This is a genomic window from Pseudomonas guariconensis, from assembly GCF_024127895.1.
GTDB lineage: Bacteria > Pseudomonadota > Gammaproteobacteria > Pseudomonadales > Pseudomonadaceae > Aquipseudomonas > Aquipseudomonas guariconensis_B.
In genome coordinates this window covers 1-18813 of sequence record NZ_JAMYBK010000003.1, presented here as the reverse complement: position 1 = coordinate 18813, position 18813 = coordinate 1, and the positions used below count along the sequence as shown (strand labels likewise).

22 protein-coding genes are annotated in these 18813 nt (G+C 66.5%); 16 read left to right on the top strand and 6 right to left on the bottom strand.

Annotation, left to right across the window (positions count from 1 at the left end; translation table 11 throughout):
• Positions 1 to 62 precede the first annotated feature (62 nt).
• The 5 genes from NJF35_RS04890 (at position 63) to NJF35_RS04870 (ending at position 4726) form a co-directional block, all read left to right on the top strand.
• Entirely contained in the window at positions 63 to 782 is a 720-nt protein-coding gene (locus tag NJF35_RS04890; protein ID WP_225789077.1) for an ABC transporter permease, read from the top strand.
• Positions 779 to 1489 carry an ABC transporter permease gene (locus NJF35_RS04885; RefSeq protein ID WP_225789076.1) on the top strand — a complete coding sequence of 237 codons (711 nt, stop codon included), beginning with the start codon at positions 779 to 781 and terminating at the stop codon, positions 1487 to 1489. Before NJF35_RS04890 ends, NJF35_RS04885 begins: the two co-directional genes overlap by 4 nt.
• A gap of 16 nt (positions 1490 to 1505) precedes the next feature.
• Positions 1506 to 2750: an NAD(P)/FAD-dependent oxidoreductase gene (locus NJF35_RS04880; protein WP_225789075.1), complete on the top strand. Its 1245-nt coding sequence runs from the start codon at positions 1506 to 1508 to the stop codon at positions 2748 to 2750.
• Between the two features lie 22 nt (positions 2751 to 2772).
• On the top strand, positions 2773 to 3555 hold the full coding sequence (locus NJF35_RS04875; RefSeq protein ID WP_317235045.1) for an amino acid ABC transporter ATP-binding protein: 783 nt from the start codon (positions 2773 to 2775) through the stop codon (positions 3553 to 3555).
• 361 nt (positions 3556 to 3916) lie between these two features.
• Entirely contained in the window at positions 3917 to 4726 is an 810-nt protein-coding gene (locus NJF35_RS04870) for a gamma-glutamyl-gamma-aminobutyrate hydrolase family protein (protein WP_253090749.1), read from the top strand.
• Positions 4727 to 4914: 188 nt separating this feature from the next.
• On the opposite strand, the gene NJF35_RS04865 is transcribed toward NJF35_RS04870, so the two are convergent.
• Positions 4915 to 5688, bottom strand: a complete 774-nt coding sequence (locus tag NJF35_RS04865) for an AraC family transcriptional regulator (RefSeq protein ID WP_225789073.1) — start codon at positions 5686 to 5688, stop codon at positions 4915 to 4917.
• Positions 5689 to 5795: 107 nt separating this feature from the next.
• On the opposite strand from NJF35_RS04865, the gene NJF35_RS04860 reads away from it, so the two are divergent.
• Entirely contained in the window at positions 5796 to 6608 is an 813-nt protein-coding gene (locus NJF35_RS04860) for a sulfite exporter TauE/SafE family protein (protein ID WP_253090748.1), read from the top strand.
• Positions 6609 to 6682: 74 nt separating this feature from the next.
• Positions 6683 to 7012, top strand: coding sequence for a hypothetical protein (locus NJF35_RS04855; RefSeq protein ID WP_225789071.1), 330 nt, complete (start codon positions 6683 to 6685; stop codon positions 7010 to 7012).
• 153 nt (positions 7013 to 7165) lie between these two features.
• Here NJF35_RS04855 and NJF35_RS04850 read toward each other — a convergent pair whose 3' ends face one another.
• Positions 7166 to 8380, bottom strand: a complete 1215-nt coding sequence (locus NJF35_RS04850; RefSeq protein ID WP_253090747.1) for a YeeE/YedE family protein — start codon at positions 8378 to 8380, stop codon at positions 7166 to 7168.
• A gap of 126 nt (positions 8381 to 8506) precedes the next feature.
• Between NJF35_RS04850 and NJF35_RS04845 the strand changes: the two genes are divergently transcribed.
• The 7 genes from NJF35_RS04845 (at position 8507) to NJF35_RS04815 (ending at position 14550) form a co-directional block, all read left to right on the top strand.
• A complete protein-coding gene (locus NJF35_RS04845) occupies positions 8507 to 9193 on the top strand; it encodes a class I SAM-dependent methyltransferase (protein WP_225789069.1) in 687 nt (228 codons plus the stop codon).
• Between the two features lie 121 nt (positions 9194 to 9314).
• Positions 9315 to 10295 (top strand): aliphatic sulfonate ABC transporter substrate-binding protein, encoded by a 981-nt coding sequence (locus tag NJF35_RS04840; protein ID WP_253090746.1) that lies wholly within the window; start codon positions 9315 to 9317, stop codon positions 10293 to 10295.
• 16 nt (positions 10296 to 10311) lie between these two features.
• Positions 10312 to 11676 (top strand): LLM class flavin-dependent oxidoreductase, encoded by a 1365-nt coding sequence (locus tag NJF35_RS04835; RefSeq protein ID WP_225789067.1) that lies wholly within the window; start codon positions 10312 to 10314, stop codon positions 11674 to 11676.
• A 133-nt stretch (positions 11677 to 11809) separates the two neighbouring features.
• Positions 11810 to 12646, top strand: coding sequence for a bifunctional allantoicase/(S)-ureidoglycine aminohydrolase (locus NJF35_RS04830; RefSeq protein ID WP_225789066.1), 837 nt, complete (start codon positions 11810 to 11812; stop codon positions 12644 to 12646).
• Between the two features lie 138 nt (positions 12647 to 12784).
• Positions 12785 to 13390 (top strand): START domain-containing protein, encoded by a 606-nt coding sequence (locus NJF35_RS04825; RefSeq protein WP_410896930.1) that lies wholly within the window; start codon positions 12785 to 12787, stop codon positions 13388 to 13390.
• Between the two features lie 162 nt (positions 13391 to 13552).
• Positions 13553 to 13840 carry a hypothetical protein gene (locus NJF35_RS04820; protein ID WP_253080236.1) on the top strand — a complete coding sequence of 96 codons (288 nt, stop codon included), beginning with the start codon at positions 13553 to 13555 and terminating at the stop codon, positions 13838 to 13840.
• Positions 13841 to 13935: 95 nt separating this feature from the next.
• Complete coding sequence (locus tag NJF35_RS04815; RefSeq protein ID WP_225789064.1) at positions 13936 to 14550, top strand: Yip1 family protein; 615 nt, start codon at positions 13936 to 13938, stop codon at positions 14548 to 14550.
• A gap of 17 nt (positions 14551 to 14567) precedes the next feature.
• Here the strand turns inward: NJF35_RS04815 and NJF35_RS04810 are convergent, their stop codons facing one another.
• Entirely contained in the window at positions 14568 to 14831 is a 264-nt protein-coding gene (locus NJF35_RS04810) for a DUF1652 domain-containing protein (protein WP_225789063.1), read from the bottom strand.
• 336 nt (positions 14832 to 15167) lie between these two features.
• Between NJF35_RS04810 and NJF35_RS04805 the strand changes: the two genes are divergently transcribed.
• Positions 15168 to 15395: a DUF6555 family protein gene (locus tag NJF35_RS04805; RefSeq protein ID WP_225789062.1), complete on the top strand. Its 228-nt coding sequence runs from the start codon at positions 15168 to 15170 to the stop codon at positions 15393 to 15395.
• Between the two features lie 29 nt (positions 15396 to 15424).
• Here NJF35_RS04805 and NJF35_RS04800 read toward each other — a convergent pair whose 3' ends face one another.
• From NJF35_RS04800 to NJF35_RS04790, 3 genes are all read right to left on the bottom strand, one after another.
• Positions 15425 to 16312 carry a pirin family protein gene (locus NJF35_RS04800; protein ID WP_225789061.1) on the bottom strand — a complete coding sequence of 296 codons (888 nt, stop codon included), beginning with the start codon at positions 16310 to 16312 and terminating at the stop codon, positions 15425 to 15427.
• Positions 16313 to 16433: 121 nt separating this feature from the next.
• The gene (locus NJF35_RS04795) at positions 16434 to 17306 is read right to left on the bottom strand and encodes an alpha/beta fold hydrolase (RefSeq protein WP_253080234.1); all 873 of its coding nucleotides are present in this window, start codon (positions 17304 to 17306) and stop codon (positions 16434 to 16436) included.
• Between the two features lie 21 nt (positions 17307 to 17327).
• Positions 17328 to 17948, bottom strand: a complete 621-nt coding sequence (locus tag NJF35_RS04790; RefSeq protein WP_225789059.1) for a LysE family translocator — start codon at positions 17946 to 17948, stop codon at positions 17328 to 17330.
• A gap of 153 nt (positions 17949 to 18101) precedes the next feature.
• Between NJF35_RS04790 and NJF35_RS04785 the strand changes: the two genes are divergently transcribed.
• Positions 18102 to 18581: a GNAT family N-acetyltransferase gene (locus NJF35_RS04785; protein ID WP_225789058.1), complete on the top strand. Its 480-nt coding sequence runs from the start codon at positions 18102 to 18104 to the stop codon at positions 18579 to 18581.
• Positions 18582 to 18813: the final 232 nt, after the last annotated feature.

Below are 18813 nucleotides of genomic sequence, written 5' to 3'. Positions count from 1 at the left end.
GCGGCCTTGCGTCGCGAAAGGGGCACGAAGCGCCCCCGATAGCGACAGTGTGGAGATACACCATGCTCGATCAATTGTCCTTGCTGTCTTTCGCCAGTGGCGGCTGGGGCCAGGCGCTGCTGGCCGGCGCCCTGGTGACCCTGTCGCTGGCCCTGGCTTGCCTGCCCATCGGCCTGCCCCTGGGCCTGCTCGTGGCCCTCGCCGCGCGTTCGCGCAAGCGCCTGCCCCGCGCCTGGGCGACCACGTTCTCCACCGTGTTCCGTGGCCTGCCCGAGCTGTTGACCCTGCTGATCATCTACTACGGCTGCCAGATCGCCGCGCAGACGCTGCTGGCGGCCCTGGGCTATGAAGGCGAGGTGCTGATCAACACCTTCCTCGCCGCGATGATCGCCTTCAGCCTGGTGTTCGCCGCCTTTTCCAGCGAGATCTGGCTGGCCGCCTTCAAGACCCTGCCCAAGGGCCAGGTGGAGGCTTGCGCCGCCCTGGGCCTGAGCCGGCGCACGGGGTTCTTCAAGGTGGTGCTGCCGCAACTCACCCGCATCGCCCTGCCTGGTCTGTCCAACAACTGGCTGTCGTTGCTCAAGGACACCTCGCTGGTGTCGACCATCTCCCTGGTCGACCTGATGCGCCAGACCAACCTGGCGGTCAGCGTGACCAAAGAGCCGATGTTCTTCTACGGCGTGGCCTGCCTGGGCTACCTGCTGTTCTCGGCGCTGTCGGGCAGGGTCTTCGCCCTCATCGAACGGCGCTGCAACCGCCACCTGCAAGGAGCCCAGGCATGAGCGTCGAACAATGGCTGACCATGGTGTTGGACCCCGACCTGCTGGAGCGCTACGGCCCGCGCTTTCTCGACGGCCTGTTGGTGACCGCCAAGCTGGTGGCGATCTCCTTCAGCCTGGGCGCGGCGCTCGGCCTGCTGCTGGCCCTGGCGCGCCTGTCGCGCAGCCAACTGCTGCAACGCCTGGCCGCCGGCTACATCTACTTCTTCCGTGGCTCGCCGCTGCTGGCCCAGCTGTTCTTGCTGTACTACGGCCTCGGCTCGCTCAAGGGCTTCTGGCAGGAGCTGGGTCTGTGGTGGTTCTTCCGCGAAGCCTGGTACTGCACCCTGCTGGCCTTCACCCTGAACACCGCCGCCTACCAGGCGGAGATCTTCCGCGCCAGCCTGCTGGCCATCGCCCCCGGCCAGTACGAGGCGGCGCGGGCCCTGAACCTGAAGCGCTCGACCACCTTCTTCAAGGTGATCCTGCCGCAGTCGCTGCTGGTGGCCATCGGCCCACTGGGCAACGAGCTGATCCTGATGATCAAGGCCAGCGCCATCGCCTCGCTAGTGACCATCTACGACCTGATGGGCGTGACCAAGCTGGCCTTCTCGCGCAGCTTCGACTTCCAGATCTACCTGTGGGCCGCCGTGCTCTACCTGGTGATCGTGGAACTCGTGCGGCGCGCCCTGAAACACCTGGAAGCCCGCCTGGGCCGCCACCTGAACTGACCGAAGGATACGCCCCATGCACTGCCAAACCCTTGTCCTCGGCGCCGGCATCGTCGGCGTCAGCACCGCGCTGCACCTGCAGGCGCGCGGACGCCAGGTGATCCTGCTCGACCGCGACACGCCCGGCAGCGGCACCAGCCATGGCAACGCCGGGCTGATCGAGCGTTCCAGCGTGATTCCCTATGCCTTCCCGCGCAACCTCGGCGCCCTGCTGCGCTATGGCCTGAACCGCCAGCCAGACGTGCGCTACAGCCTGGTCCACCTGCCCAAGGCCGCGCCCTGGCTGTTGCGCTACTGGCAGCAATCGGCCCCAGGGCGCCTGGCCGGCGCGGCGGCCGACATGCTGCCGCTGGTGCAACGTTGCGTCGAGGAGCACGACGCCCTGATCGAGGCCGCCGGCCTCGGTGCACTGGTGCAGGCCAAGGGCTGGATCGAGGTGTACCGTGACCCACGCCTGTTCGACCGGGCCAAGGCCGACCTGCACGGCCTGGCGCGCTACGGCCTGCAGTACGAAATCCTCGAGCGCGAGCAACTGCAAGCCCGCGAGCAGCGCCTGGAGGGCGACGTGCTGGGCGGCATCCACTGGCTCGACCCGAAGACCGTGAGCGACCCCGGCGCCCTGACCCGCGGCTATGCCGCACTGTTCGTCCAGCGTGGCGGGCAGTTCCTGCAGGGCGATGCGCGTAGCCTGCGCCGGCTCGGCGAGCGCTGGCAGGTGGACAGCCGCCGTGGCCCGCTTGAGGCCGACGAAGTGGTGGCCTGCCTCGGCCCACAGTCGGCCGAGCTGTTCGAACCGCTGGGCTACCGCTTCCCGCTGGCGATCAAGCGCGGCTACCACATGCATTACGCCACCCGCGACGGTGCCGAGCTCGGCCACTCGATCTGCGATACCCAGGGCGGTTATGTGCTGGCGCCCATGGCCCGGGGCGTGCGCCTGACCACCGGCATCGAGTTCGCCGCTGCGGATGCGCCGGGCAACGAGATCCAGCTAGGCCGCTGCGAAGCCCTGGCGCGCAAGCTATTCCCGGCGCTGGGCGAACGCCTCGACGACAGGCCCTGGCTGGGCCGGCGTCCGTGCCTGCCAGACATGCGCCCGGTAATCGGTCCGGCGCCGCGCCACGCCAACCTGTGGTTCAACTTCGGCCATGCCCACCACGGCCTGACCCTGGGCCCGGTCAGCGGCCGCCTGCTGGCCGAGCTGGTCACCGGGCAGGCGCCCTTCACCGACCCGGCGCCCTACAGCGCCACTCGCTTCGACTGAACCTATGCGGGAGAACAACAAGATGACCGCCCCACTGAGCCTTGCCAGCCTCGCCCCTGAAACCGACCCGCGCCCGGTGCTGATCCGTATCGAGGGCCTGAACAAGCACTACGGCGCCTTCCACGTGCTGCGCGATATCGACCTGGAGGTACGCGAAGGCGAGCGTATCGTGCTCTGCGGCCCATCCGGCTCGGGCAAGTCGACGCTGATCCGCTGCATCAATCGCCTAGAGATCGCCGAGCAAGGCAGCATCCGGGTTGCCGGCACCGACCTGGCCGCCACCACTGGCCAGGCCGCCCAGGTGCGCAGCGAGATCGGCATGGTGTTCCAGCACTTTAATCTGTTCCCGCACATGAGCGTGCTGGACAACTGCCTGCTGGCGCCCACCAGCGTGCGTGGCCTGTCGCGCAAGGACGCCGAGGAGCGGGCGCGGATGTACCTGCGCAAGGTCGGTATCGAGAACCAGGCGCACAAGTACCCCAGCCAGCTGTCCGGCGGCCAGCAGCAGCGCGTGGCCATCGCCCGGGCGCTGTGCATGAAGCCGCGGATCATGCTGTTCGACGAGCCCACCTCGGCGCTCGACCCGGAGATGGTCGCCGAGGTGCTGGACGTGCTGGTGCAGTTGGCGCAGACCGGCATGACCATGCTCTGCGTCACCCACGAGATGGGCTTCGCCCGCCAGGTGGCCGAGCGCGTGTTGTTCCTCGAAGGTGGGCAGATCATCGAGGACAGCGCGCCGGAGGTGTTCTTCAACCAGCCCCGCACGGTGCGGGCGCAGGCGTTTCTCAAGCAGATCCTGCACTGACCAGGGGGGCTGCAAAGCAGCCCCAAGCTTGTCGGGCCGACGAACCGCCAGGAATGAGCCCGCACCGCCCTTTCATTGCAGCCACGCAAAGACCCAACTGCATCGTTAAATATTATTGACCTCAACCTCCGCCAAACCCTTGCCACCTCAGGCTTGTACGCCCTGCAGCCCCCGAAAACCGGCGCCAGACCGCCCTGCCAGTCGTTTGACATATCGAACGGCTCTGGCAAGCTATGAATCAAGCCCCGACCGGAAACGCCCCTCCGGCGAGCCGGCAGTGCTCGGGGCCCCAGGCCGCACACAAGGCCCAGGCCGTGCGCCTGCACAACAACGACAGGTAGAACCTGTCCTAAGGTGACATATGTCCAACAGCAACATTGGCAACAAGCAACCCACCCTGCGCAAACCCGTCGTCCTGATGACCATGGGCACCCAGGAGCGCAAGGGCCATGACTACCAGGTCATGACCCACAAATACATCACCCCGCTGGTCGAATTCTCCGGTTGCGTCCCGGTCCTGGTCCCCACCTGCTGCGGGACCGAAGACCTCGAGACTTACCTCGACATGGCCGACGGCGTCTACCTCACCGGCGCGGGCAGCAACATCGACCCGGCCCTCTACGGCCAGGAAAACCTGACCCCGGGCAAGGCCCAGGACAAGGACCGCGACCTGTTCGACATCCCCCTGGTGAAGATGGCCATCGCCCGTGGCCTGCCGATCTTCGGCGTCTGCCGGGGCATGCAGGAAATCAACGTCGCCCTGGGCGGCGACATCTACCAGACGGTCTACGCCGAGCCTGGCTTCAACGACCATCGGGAAAACCCCGAGGACCCGGTCGAGATCCAGTACCAGGCCGTACACAGCGTGAAGATCCAGCCTGGCAGCTGGCTGCGCGAGACCCTCGGCACCGACGAGATCCGCGTCAACTCGCTGCATGGCCAGGGCCTGCGCAACCTGGGCAAGGGCATCGAGCCGATCGCCCATGCCGAGGATGGCCTGGTCGAGGCGATCCACGCCCCGGGCATCTCGCCGTTCCTGTTCGCCGTGCAGTGGCACCCGGAATGGCAGGCCGCGAAGAACCCTGACTCGATCAGGATCTTCCAGGCCTTCGGCGACGCCTGCCGCGCCCAGGTGCGCAAGGCCCAGGTCAAGCGCAACCAGGCGGCCTGACCCGTTCTTCGTTAGCTTTGATCGCGGGGCGGCGCAAGGTCGCCCCCGTTTCCCCAGGTCACCCTCTGCTGGTCCCAGAACATCTCCTGTGGAAACGGGCGGCGGGCTTGTGCCTGTCTGCGCGATCTTTTTTTATCCCTACTGCCAATGCCCTGCTCCTGGGGCTGCAAGGCGGCCCAAATGCTCTCTCAGCCCCCCTCGCGCCGGCTGAACGCCGACGGCGCCCGCCCCATGACCCGGCGGAACATGCTGGAAAAAGCGCTGGGGCTGTCGTAGCCCAGGTCCAGGGCAATCCGGGTGACCGCCTCGCCCGCCGATAACCGGGTCACTGCCGCCATCACACACGCCTGCTGGCGCCAGGCACCGAACGACAAGCCAGTCAGTTGGCGAAACCGGCGATTGAAGGTGCGCAGGCTCTGGTTCGATTGCCGGGCCCAGCCCTCGGCATCGACGCGGATGTCCGGGGCACGCAGGAACGCCCGGCACAGCCCCGCCAGCCGAGGCTCGGCGGGTATCGGCGCGAACAGTGGCAGGCGCGGCGCTAGGCTCAGCTCATGGAGAATCAGTGCCAGCAATACCCCGTCCCGCCCCTGCACGTCATACAACGGCGGTATCTCCACGCTGGCCAGCAGCAACTCATGCAACAACGGGCTGACCCGTAGCGCCTCGCACGAGGTGCCCGCGCGCGGCGCCGCCTGCGGCTCGATGTACAGGCTGCGCGTGCTCACCCCCTGCATGCGCACCTGGTGCGGCTTGCCCGGCGGGATCCAGACGCCGTTGTGCGGCGGGATGACCCAGGAGCCATCGTCGGTCTGCACCTCCATCAGCCCACTCATGCCATAGAGAAACTGGGCCCGCCGGTGGGTGTGGCTGGGCAACAGCGTGCCCGGCGCGTAATCGGTGCCGATCGCCAACACAGGCCGGGGGGTGGCATCGACCTGGGCCAAGGGGATGTTGCGCATGGCTGAAGCCTCTGGCCTGAACACGATGATTATTGGCCGATTCGCGCATGCCGGCCAAGCCTGCTCGCTCTACGCTGCCGGCCTCCATACGCCTGGGAGGCAGATCGATGCTGTATCCATTGCTCGGTGCATTCGGCCTGTGTGCCGGTATCACCACCCTGCTGTTCGGCTTCGGCGGTGGTTTCTTCGCCGTACCGCTGCTGTATGCCCTGCTGCTGGCCAACCATGAAGCCAGCTCGCTGGTCGGCCAGCAAGCCATGCAGGTCGCCGTCGCGACCTCCTCCGCCGTGATGATCGTCAGCAGCGCCCTGGCGACCTGGCGCCATCATCGCGCGGGTAGCCTGCGCTGGGGCCTGGTCCGCCCGCTCGCGCCCGGCATCGCCCTGGGCGCCCTGCTCGGTGCCTTCGCGGCACTGCACCTCGACAGCACCTGGCTGCGTTGGGTGTTCGTCGCCTATCTGGTGGCCAGCCTGCTCGATGGCTGGCTGCGCCCAGGCTTCCTCCACGAAGGGGCCAGGCTGCGCCCCTTGGGCCGAGCGGGTGCGACCCTGGCCGGCCTGCCCATTGGCGCGCTGGCAGCCTTGCTCGGCGTGGGCGGCAGCGTGATGACCGTGCCGCTGATGCGCAGGCGTGGCGCGAGCATGCTCAGCGCCACGGCCATGGCCAACCCGCTCTCCCTGCCCATGGCGCTGGCGGCCACGCTGGTCTATGCCGTATTGCCGGCATCGGGCCGAGGCCTGGGCGATGGTTATCTTGGCTTCATCGACCTGCCGGCCGCGGCTGCCCTGGTGCTCGGCGCCTGGCTGGGCATGCGCCTGGCCGCACCGCTGGTCGGGCGGATCGCCGATGGCCTGCACGCGCGCGCCTACCTGGTACTGCTGGGGATCGTGTTGCTGACGATGCTGCTGGTAGGCCCCTGACGGCAAATTGCTGGCCCCCGGCCACTCCAAGCGAAGGCAAACTCCCTTTTCCTTCATAAGCTTAGGACAGCAACATGCGGGTATTTCTAGCAACGGTCGCCGGCTGCCTGTTGATCACGGTGGCTTCCGGTGTCCAGGCCAGGGCCTTGAACCAGAACGATCGCCATGTCTGCAACTGGGGTTCGCAGATCGCCGCCGAGGCGCAGCACGCCAAGCTCTCTGGCGTTACCTTGTATGCCACACGCAAGAAACTGCAGGCACGCAAGTTCCCCAAGCCATGGATGCGTATGACCGCCTTCGGGATTACCGAACAAACCTACAACAGCCGCTCGCGGCTCAAGCCGGCAGCGATCAAGCAGACGTACTACGAGCAGTGCGTCCAGCATGCTGTCGCCAGAAGATAATTCTCTATAAAAACAATAAGTTAATTGATTTTTATAAAGTAATTACGAGATTTAGTTAATGTAATTTCTCAAAATGCTCCACTCAAGCCTGACCTCACAGGTCAGGCTCGCGGGGTGGCGCTGGCCCTGAACGGCCAGCGCGCGGGGGAAGGCTCAGCAGCCGCTCAGCGCCGGTGCTCGTCGCTCGCCCGCGAAGAACAGCGGTCGCAGGCGTACGCCGACCAAGTTGCCGGTGTAGGCCGCTACCAACCACAGCCAGCCGTGCACGCTGCCCGAGGCGATGCCGCTGAAATAGGCGCCGATATTGCAGCCATAGGCCAGGCGCGAGCCATAGCCGAGCAACAGGCCGCCGATCACCGCGGCGACCAGCGACGGCAGCGGGATCTTCAGGCTCGGTGCGAAACGCCCGGCCAGACCCGCGGCCAGCAGCGCGCCGAGGACGATGCCGATGTCCATCACGGTGGTGATGTCTTGCCACAGGGGCGCGGCCAGGGCCTTGGCGTTACCCGGCATCTGCCAGAAGGCCCAGCTGCCGACATCGATGCCCAGGCCGCCCAGGGTCTTGGCGCCCCACAGGGCGAAGGCCGAGGTGATGCCCCAGGGGCGCCCGGCCAGGGCCAGGGTGGCGTAGTTGAGCAACGCCAGGGCAACGGCGCCCCACAGCAGCGGCCAGGGCCCGCGCAGGAAGCGGCGCAGGCCCTGGTGCTCGCTGCGCACCGGGCTTTCGAGCTGGCCGTGGCGGCGCTTCTCCAGCACCATGGTGGCCCAGGCGATCAGCCCGAACAGCGCCAGGCTTGCCAGCAGCGCCGGCGCCACGCCCCATGTCTGGACGATCGACGTGGCCGGGAACGAAGGCAGGGCGAACCACCAGTCGACATGGTGGGTGGCGGTCACCGAACCGATGATGAAGAACAGCAAGGTGACCAGCATCCGGGCATTGCCGCCGCCGACGGTGAACAGCGTGCCGGAGGCGCAACCGCCGCCCAGTTGCATGCCGATGCCGAAGATGAACGCACCGAACACCACCGACACCCCTGCCGGCGCCACCAGCCCGGTGACCGGGGTGCCGAACAGGCTGCCAGCCGACAGCGCCGGGAAGAACAGCAGCACGGCCAGGGCCAGCATGACCATTTGCGCACGCAGGCCGGCGCCACGGCGTTCGTTGATGAACACCCGCCAGGCCGAGGTGAAGCCGAAGGCGGCATGGTAGAGCGTCAAGCCCAGGGCGGCACCGACGATCAGCAGCAGCACCTGCTTGGCGCCGGCGTTGAGGTTGAGGAACCAGGCGCCGGCCAGCAGCAGGGCCAGGGCGATCAGCGGCGCGCCGAGGCGGCGCGGTTCGGGTGTGGCAGTTGCGCAAAGACCCATCGGAATACTCAGATACAGTGGAACGGGGCCGCGAGTATAACGCCCCAGACGCCAGGGCACGACTGCGACGAGGTCACGAACCTGGCCTATCCTTTTGCAGCCAACCCTCCAGATCGGGCGCCCGCCATGTCACCTAGCGAAACCACGGTCCTGCACACCTGGCACCACAACGCGCAGGCCTGGATCCAGGCCGTGCGCGAGGGCGGCATCGAAAGCCGGCGCCAAGTCACCGACCAGGCCATCCTGCTGGCCATACTCGGCCGGCAGCCACAACGGGTACTGGACCTCGGCTGCGGTGAGGGTTGGCTGCTACGTGCCCTGGGCGAGCGCGGCATCGAGGCGGTGGGCGTGGACGGCGATGCGACGCTGGTCGAGGCCGCGCGGGCGGCGGGTCCGGCCAGCGTGCACCTGGCTACCTACGCGCAACTGACCAAGTCCCAGGTGGATATTGGTCGCGGCTACGACCTGGTCTGTGCCAACTTCGCCTTGCTGCACCAGGACATCATTCCGTTGCTCGCCGCCCTGAACGCGCTGCTCGCCGCAGACGGCGCGCTGATCATCCAGACGCTGCATCCGTGGAGCATGGCCGAGGGCGATTACCAGGATGGCTGGCGCGAAGAGACGTTCGTGGCGCTCGCCGGGCAGTGGGCACCCATGCCGTGGTATTTCCGCACCTTGTCCAGTTGGTTGAACGCCCTGGAGATGGCGGGCTATCGCCTTGCCGGCCTGCAGGAGCCGCAACACCCGCAGCGTGCACTGCCACAATCGTTGCTGCTCACGGCAGTAGCAGCACCGGAGGCAGGGATACCTTGAAAAACAAAACGATATATAAAGAACAAAACAATCTAACAAATTGGAATTAAAAAATTGAAAGCACCCAGACGCCTCCTTAGGCTGGGCAGGCCATTTTCCTTGCCCTCCAGGAGATCTTCCCGTGCCTGCCCGTGCCTTCTCTCCCCTGCGCCGCCTGCTCCTCGGCGGCCTGCTGGCCGGTGTCGCCAGCGCCCTGCTACCCTGGTCCAGCGCCTTGGCCGATGAGGCCAGGACCCTGCGCATCGGCTACCAGAAGTTCAACAGCATCAATATCCTCAAGGGCAGTGGAGCCCTGGAGAAGGCCCTCGCCCCACAGGGCGTGAAAGTCAGCTGGCACGAGTTCGCCGCCGGCCCGCAGTTGCTCGAAGCCTTGAGCACCGGCGCCATCGACCTGGGCCATGCCGCCGACGCCCCCTCGGTGTTCGCCCAGGCAGCCGGCAAGCCGGTGGTCTACCTGGCGGCAGAGCAGCCCTACCCGCGCGGCATCGGCCTGGTGGTGCGCGAGCAGGACCACCTCGCCAGCGTCCAGGACCTCAAGGGCAAGCGCGTGGCCACCGGCCGCGGCTGGAACGCCCAGTACCTGCTGGCCGTCGCCCTGGAGCAGGCCGGCCTGAGCTACAAGGACATCACCCCCGCCTACGTCAACAACGCCGCCGATGCCGTGGCGGCGCTGCAGTCGGGCAGCGTGCAGGCCGTGACCCTGTGGGACCCGTTCCTCGCCGCCGCGCAGCGACAGCCAGGTCTGAAGAACCTGCGCGATGGCAGCGGCCTGTCGAACAACCGCACCTTCTACCTCTCCACCGCCCGCTTCGCCGACCAGCACCGCGAACTGCTCAAGACCTTCTTCGCCGAACTGGGCAAGGTCAGCCAGTGGGCCAATGCCAAGCCTGCCGAAGTCGCCAGCCTGCTGGCACCACAACTGGGGATCAGCGCCGACATCCTGGAAGTGGCCAGCGAGCGGCGCAACTACAACGCCGTGGCCATCACCCCGCAGATCGTCGCCGAGCAACAGAAGCTGGCCGATACCTTCCAGGGCCTGGGCCTGATCCCACGCAAGCTGCAGGTGGCCGACGCGGTCTACCCGGCTTCCGTGCTGCCCTGACGCCAAGGAGATGCGCATGCCACGCCCGATCCGCTTCAACGCCTTCAGCATGAACGCCGCCAGCCACCAGTCCCCCGGCCTGTGGCGCCACCCCCGCAACACCAGCGTGGATTTCAACCGCCTGGACTACTGGACCGACCTGGCCCGCCTGCTCGAGCAAGGCCTGTTCGATGCCCTGTTCATCGCCGACGTGCTGGGCATCTACGACGTCTACCAGGGCAGCCCCGAGGCGGCCCTGCGCGGCGGCGTGCAGGTGCCGGTCAACGACCCGCTGCTGCTGGTCCCGGCCATGGCCGGCGTCACCCGGCACCTGGGCTTCGGCGTGACCTTCTCGCTGACCTACGAGCACCCCTACCCCTTCGCTCGGCGCATGTCGACCCTCGATCACCTGAGCGATGGCCGGGTCGGCTGGAACATCGTCACCGGCTACCTGGACAGCGCCGCCCGCAACCTGGGCCTGGCGCGCCAGCTCGGCCACGACCAGCGCTACGACCTGGCCGAGGAGTACCTGCAGGTGCTGTACAAACTCTGGGAAAAAAGCTGGGACGACGACGCCGTGCTGCTGGAGCGCGAGACTGGCCGCTACCTCGACCCTGCTCGTGTGCACCCCATCGGCCACCATGGCGAGCACTTCCAGGTGCCCGGCATGCACCTGTGCCAGCCCTCGCCCCAGCGCACGCCGGTGCTGTTCCAGGCCGGCGCCTCGGCCCGTGGCCAACAGTTCGCCGCGCGGCACGCCGAGTGCGTGTTCATCAGCGGGCCGACCCCCACCGTGCTGCACCGCTACGCCGACGGTATCCGCCAGGCCAGCGAAGCGGCCGGCCGGGGCCGCGACGACGTACTGATCTATGCCCAGGCACTGCTGATCGTCGCCGACACGCGCGAAGCGGCCCAGGCGCGCTTTGCCGATTACCGCCGGCACGTGGACCTGGATGCCGCCCTGGCCTTGCTGTCGGGCTGGACCGGCATCGATTTCGCCGGCCTCGACCCCGACGCGCCCATCGAGTACGTGGAGAACGATGCCGGCCGCGCCGCCCTGGCCGCGTTCACCGCCGCCGACCCGAACCGCCGCTGGACGGTGCGCGAGGCCGCCGCGTTCGTCGGCCTCGGCGGACGCGGGCCGGTACTGGTGGGCTCGCCCGCAGAGGTCGCCGACCAGTTGGAACACTGGCTCGACCAGACCGGCATCGACGGCTTCAACCTGACCTACGCCGTACAGCCGGACGACCTGCGCCACGTGGTCGAGCTGCTGGTGCCCGAGCTGCAACGCCGTGGCCGCTACCCTCGGGCTTATACCGACGGCACCTTGCGCCACAAGCTGTTCGGCCGTGGCAACCGGCTGCCGGAACAGCACGCGGGGCGCCAGGTCGACATTCAGTGAATGAATACCGGATATTTCAACATTTAATTTGTGGATACCCGGCAAAGGCTCATATTCTGTCCGTGCATCCCCTGCGGCGCACCGGCCGGTGCGGCTTACGGCACGGGGACAGAACAACAAGTCGAGACCCTCCATGTCGAACCATTCCTACTTCGCCCCCCACGGTGGGCACCCAGCCCAGACCGAGCTGCTGACTGACCGTGCCATGTTCACCGAAGCCTATGCCGTCATCCCCAAGGGCGTGATGCGTGACATCGTCACCAGCCACCTGCCGTTCTGGGACAAGATGCGCATGTGGGTCATCGCTCGCCCATTGACCGGCTTCGCCGAGACCTTCTCGCAGTACATCGTCGAAGTCGCCCCGGAAGGCGGCAGCGAGCGGCCGGAACTGGACCCGAACGCCGAAGCGGTGCTGTTCGTGGTCGAAGGCGAGATCGACATCACCGTCGAAGGCAAGCACCACACCCTGGTCCCGGGCGGCTATGCCTTCCTGGCCCCAGGCGCCGAGTGGAGCCTGCGCAACAACAGCAAGGCCAACGTCACCTTCCACTGGCTGCGCAAGCACTACCAGAAGGTCGAGGGCCTGGCCGTTCCGGAATCCTTCGTCACCCACCGCGACAAGGCCCAGGTCATCGAGATGCCGGGCACCGAAGGCCGCTGGGTCACCACCCGCTTCGTCGACATGGCCGACATGCGCCATGACATGCACGTGAACATCGTGACCTTCCAGCCCGGCGGCGTGATTCCGTTCGCCGAGACCCATGTCATGGAACACGGCCTCTACGTGCTGGAAGGCAAGGCGGTGTACCGCCTGAACCAGGACTGGGTCGAGGTCGAGGCCGGCGACTTCATGTGGCTGCGCGCCTTCTGCCCGCAGGCTTGCTACTCTGGCGGCCCGGGCCCGTTCAGCTACCTGCTGTACAAGGACGTCAACCGCCACGTGCACCTGACCCTCAACCCCCAACGTTGAAGTAAGCGAACAGGGCGCGCTTGGCGCCCTGTTCGCGGGCTGCAACACAGCCCAACAGCTCGACAGCGCAGATCTTCATGGCACCTCTGCCTCCAGCGGCCATACTTGCCTGACGCCTTCCCACCCGGCCGCCGCCCCATGCCCTCCTTGCACCGATTGCTCGCCGTGCTGCTCCTGCTGGCAGCGCCCACGCTGCTGGCCGACGACTGGCGCCTGGCGCACCAGGAAGACGGCATCGATGTCTACCTGAGCGCGGTACCCGGCTCGCCCTACCAGCGGTTTCGCGGCGTCACCCGCATCAAGGCCAGCGTACGCATCCTGGCCGACCTGCAGGAGAATCTGCGGGTCGCCTGCAAATGGCTGTACGCCTGCGCCACGATGCGCCTGCTGGAAGTCGATGGCGACACGACCTGGGTCTACCTGACCACCGAGCTGCCCTGGCCGGCACGCCCGCGTGACATGGTGCTGCGGGTACGCAGCGAACGGCTGGACGACGGCACCCTGTTGCGCCACCTGAGCGCCGAGCCGGGCAAGGTGCCGGTAGTGCCTGGGCAGATCCGCGTACGGCGGTTGCGCGGGGAGTGGATCATGCGCCCCCTGGGCGCGCGCGAGACCGAGGTGACCTACCAGCTGCAGGCCGACCCTGCCGGGGACGTGCCGGGCTGGCTGGCCAACCGCTTCGTGGTGGATGCCCCCATGGTGACCCTGCGCACGCTCAGGGCCGTGGCCGAGCGGCAACCCTGAGGGCCCTTGCCATGCACAGGCGATATCAGGCCCCGCCCCCTGATGGGCAGAAATAATTTGAACGCCACCCCAGAGCAGGCTATCGAAATAGAGATAGCCCATTTTTCACGCAAGGAGCCAGCCCATGCCGTCACCCCAGTGCCATGCCCGGGGCCTGCTGCCATGAAAATGAGCTGCCGCGCGCCCAGCGCCTGCCTGGAACTGGACTTCGTCCGCGACACCCTGTTCGGCCCCGTGGCCCAGCGTGCCGAGTGCCATGTCCAGGTCGCCGCCCTCAACCTGCAGGGCTGCCCCGCCCTGCGCCTGCATATCAACCCGCCACTGCCAGACAAGCTCGAGCGCGCCCATAGCGTCGCCTTCGTCTGGGACGGGCGCAGCTATCATGGCGTGGTACGCGATCATGGCAAATGTGGCGACGGCAGCCTGAACCTGGTGCTGGAACTGCAGTGAAGCGATCAACGGCGGCGAAACAGTCTGAACCCCCAAGGGCACCCGCTTCTCCATAACAAGAGGACACGCTCGCCAAGCGTCCCGAGGAGAACGCCATGAACAGTCCCTTGCTCAAGCTCTTCACCCACCCCGCCGAAGCCTGGCTGGACATCCGCCGCGCCGAGGAAGCCCACCCGCAACAATACCTGCCCCGCCTGCTGGCCCTGGCGCTGATCCCTGCCCTGTGCCTGTTCGTCGGCACCACCACCTTCGGCTGGAGCCTGGCAGGGGAAGAACAGGTGCGCCTGAGCATGGCCAGCGCCGCGCAACTGGCCGGCCTGTTGTATGCGACCACCGTGGTCGGGGTGATGCTGATGGGCGTGATGATTCGCTGGATGTCCCGGGGGTTCGATGCGCAGCCCAGCCTGAACCAGTGCATCGGCTTCGCCGCCTACTGCGCCACCCCCTGGTTCATCGCCGGGGTCGTCGGCCTGGTGCCGATGCGTTGGCTGGCGGTCGTGGCCCTGCTGGCCGCCTCGGCCTATGCCACTGTGCTCTTGTATGGCGGGTTGCAGACTTTCCTGCGGCTGCGCAAGGAACAGGCCATGCTATTGGCCACCTGCGTCTGGGGCGTGGGCCTGCTGGTGCTGGTGACCATCCTGGTGTCGATGATCCTGTTCTGGTTCAACGGCTTGATGCCAGAGTACGTGCGCCCGGCCAGCCTTGGCTGACCGGGCTGCGGCCGCCGTCAGGCGATGGCCTTGAGCGGTGGCTTGTGGTTCGCGCGCTGTTCCTTGCGCAACTGCGCCACCAGCTCCGCGATGTCCCGGCAGCTGTTGAGGCTGTCGAGCGCGATCCCGCTCACGGTCAGGCAATCGTCCAGGCTGTCGCCCTGGCCGAGGCGGATGGTCAGGCTGACACCGTCCGGGCAGGTGACTTCGCAGCGGTCCGGCAGGCAGGCCTGCTCGATCAACTGACGCAGCTCTAGCATCGAAACTCCGATCAACGACATGGTACGACCCTCTCTGTACTGGATGGCCTGTTGTGTGTGAGTACGCCTTAAGCGGGCGGGGTGCCAATTGATATTGCACATATCCAAGCGGCGGACCATGCGCCAGGACAATGATCGTGCACGAATCCTCTAGCACCTTAGTGGAAGAACCCAGGCGCGCGGCGACTGTTCGATCGGATGCCTGCACGGGACGACGGGCGGTCGCCGCGTTGCCATTCGTCGTGCCCTGGGAATATTTTTCAAACTTTTGCGGGCCTTGCGCATTCCCACGGACAGGGCCAGGGTACGTCCGTGCCTGGCCTGTGACCGAGCCTGCGCAAAGGATGTGGATGCCCGATGATCGACGCAAAACTCTTCGTGATCGACTACCAACTGCACGGCCAGCACAAATCCTTCGTGATTCGTGCCGAGCGCATGGACAACGCCGAGGCCTGGCACTGGGCCAGTTGCGATGCGGGGGTTGGCCGCATCGGTCGCTATGGGCGGGAGAAGATCAGGAAGGTCAGCAAGCCGGTGGCCGAGCGCTACGGCATCAGCGAGGTGCACTGGCGCCAGTCGGGTTGATCAACCCGTGGCGCCAGCGGGGCGATGCCTCAGTGGCGAGCCCCCTCTCCGGCGCCGGCCATCTGGCCGAAACGTCCGGCGTGGAAATCGTCGAACGACTCGGCGATTTCCGCCTGGCTGTTCATCACGAACGGTCCGTAGCCGACGATGGGTTCGTCGATCGGCTCGCCGCTGAGCAGCAACACGCTGGCATCCTCCAAGGCCTCGACCTGCACATGCGCCCCCTCGCGCTGCAGCAGCACCAGGCTGGCCGGCCCGGCTTCGCGCTCAGCGTTGACCTGCACGGTACCGCGCAACACCACCAGGGCGGCATTGCGCCCCTCGGCGACCGGCAGTTGCACGCGGGCACCGGCTTTCAGGCGCAGGTCCCAGACATCCATGGCGGTGAAGGTCCGCGCCGGGCCGGGGTGGCCCTGGTAGCTACCAGCGATCACCCGCAGGCTGCCGGCATCGCCTTCCAGCGCCAGCACCGGGATGTCTGCCGCCAGCAGGGTCTGGTAACCCGCGGCGGCGCGCTTGTCCCGGGCCGGCAGGTTGACCCATAGCTGCACCATCTCCAGGGTACCGCCGCTGCGGGCGAAGGCCGGCGAATGGAACTCCTCGTGAAGGATGCCGTTGGCGGCGGTCATCCACTGCACATCGCCCGGGCCGATCAGGCCGCCGGCGCCGGTGGAGTCACGGTGTTCCAGTTCGCCCTGGTAGACGATGGTCACGGTCTCGAAGCCCCGGTGCGGATGCTGGCCGACCCCACGGCGGGCGTCGGTCGGCGTGAAGTCGTGGGGGCCGGCGTAGTCGAGCAGCAGGAACGGGCTGATATGCCGGGCCAGGTTGTCGTAGGTGAACAGGCTGCGCACCGGAAAGCCGTCACCCACCCAATGGGCATGGGGGCTGCGGTGGATACCCAGGATCTTTTTCATGAGAAGTCTCCTCTCTTGGCTGGGTATAACCTTATCGGCGGCACCAATCTTTCGCTAGATAGCCTAAATGGCATTGTTCGTTCCAAAAATGGGACGAATGGACAGCCGACCTTTCACGCGCTCAAGGCTGCAGGAAGGCCAGCACCTGCTCCGCCGCCGCCACGGGATCTTCCTGCATGAAGCAGTGCCCGCCGGGCACCTGCTGGGCGCTCACCTGTGGGTTGATGGCCGCCAGGCGCCGCACCGAGTGCGCGACGAAGGGGTAGCTCTGTTCGCCATGCAGGATGTGCGTCGGTGTGCGGATTTGCGCCAGGCTCGGCCACATCCGCGCCGGGAACGAGCTGAAGATCTCCACCTCGCGGCTGGGACGACACTTGAGCACCACGCCTTCGCCGCAGTCGCCGATGGCGTGTTCCACATAGGCCTGCAATGCCGCATCGCTCCAGCCCTTGAAGATGCCCCGCCCCTGCAGCGAAGCCAGCGCCGCCTCGCGGTCGGGCCAGTGGCTGCGGCGGGTGGCGGCCTTGCGTGCCAGGGCATGGCGCCGATGCAGGCCGACCAGGGCGGCAGCGCCCATCACGCCGATCATGCGCCGGCTGAACAACACCGGGTCGAGCAGCACGGCGCGGCTGAACAGCTGCGGCTCGCTCGCCAGGATCAGACCCGTCAAGACGCCACCGAAACTGTGGCCGAGCGCCATGCGCGGCACCTCGCCGTACTCGCCGCGCCCGGACTCGAAGGCCTCCACCGCCAGCGCAGCGCTACGGTTCCAGCCACGAAAGGCACCGCCATGGTCACTGTCGCCGTGGCCCTGGACATCGCTCAGCCACAGGTCGAAGTGTTCGCCCAGGCGCATCAGCAAAGGCTGGTAGGCCAGGCTGCAGAAGCCGTTGCCATGCAGAAAGTGCAGCAATGGCCGGCCGCTTGCCGGCGAACGCCAGCCACGCAGGGTGAAGCCTTCGGCGCAATCATGGGACCAGGGGATCAGCTGCATCGTCCTGCTGTACTCATCGGTTCAAGAAAACGCCGATTCTACAAACAGCAGCGGGTATAGCGAAATCACCAGCAACAGGGCCATCAGGACATTGAACAGCATCAGCCAACGCGGGTTCTGCAAGAAGTTGCGCAAGGCGCTGCCGAACATCACCCAGACCCCGACACTGGGCAGGTTGACCAGGGCGAACAACCCGGCGATGACGATGACGTTGAGGACATAGCCCTGGGCCGGCGTGTAGGTGGTGATCGCCCCCACCGCCATCACCCAAGCTTTAGGGTTGACCCACTGGAACGCCGCCGCGCCCCAGAAGCCCAGCGGCTTGCCCGTGCCCGCGGCCTCGCCGCCGATCGGCCCGGCGGTGGCGATCTTCCAGGCCAGGTACAGCAGGTAGGTGGCGCCCACGTAGCGCAGGATGCTGTACAGCGGCGGCCAGGCCTTGAACAACTCGCCCAAGCCAAAGCCCACCGCCAGCACCATGACCATGAAGCCGATGCTGATACCCAGGGCGTGCGGGATCGAACGCCGCACCCCGAAGTTCACCCCCGAGGCCAGCAGCATGGTGTTGTTCGGCCCGGGAGTGATCGAAGAGACGAAGGCGAAGAGCACGAAGGCGGTGAGCAGATCGAGAGAACCGAGCATGGCGGGCTTCCAGAAGGAGGGTTGTGTTGCCACACTAGCGGAGTGATTTTTCCTACAACCTATACAGTTACAAGAAATTAAACCAATACACCTCACTGTACCGTTACAGTTTCAGAGCCAGAGATAGAACCTGCCCCAGCACAAGGAAGCCCCATGAGCCTGACCATTCGCCCCGCCGTGCCTGCCGATGCCGCACAGATCCTGGCCTTCATCACCGAGCTGGCCGACTACGAGCGTGCCCGCCACGAGGTGGTGGCGACCCTCGCCGACATCGAGCACAGCCTGTTCGGCGAAGGCAGCGCGGTGCGCAGCCTGATCTGCGAACGGGATGGTCGGGCCATTGGCTTTGCCGTGTATTTCTACAGTTATTCCACCTGGCTGGGGCGCAATGGTATCTACCTGGAGGACCTGTATGTGACCCCTGAACAGCGTGGGGATGGTGCTGGCCGCCAGTTGCTGCGGCACATCGCCCGCGAGGCCGTGGAAAACGGCTGCGGCCGCCTGGAGTGGAGCGTGCTGGACTGGAACGAGCCGGCGATCGGCTTCTACCAGTCGCTCGGGGCCGAGCCGCAGGACGAGTGGGTCCGCTACCGGCTGGACGGGGAACGCCTGGTGCGCTTTGCCGAGGGTTGAGCGTTCATAGGATGGCGGCTGCTTCCAGCCCCTTCGCGGGCAAGCCCGCTCCCACAGGGCTGAGTCGTTCACAGATGATGTGATTTGCAGGACCATGTGGGAGCGGGCTTGCCCGCGAAGGGGGACTGTCAGATTTTTTGTGTGCGGGCCGGTAACGGCCTGCCGTCAGGCAGGCCCTGATTCTCACCAGGTCGGCCTGATGAACCGGTCTCCGTACAGAATCGCAAATTGA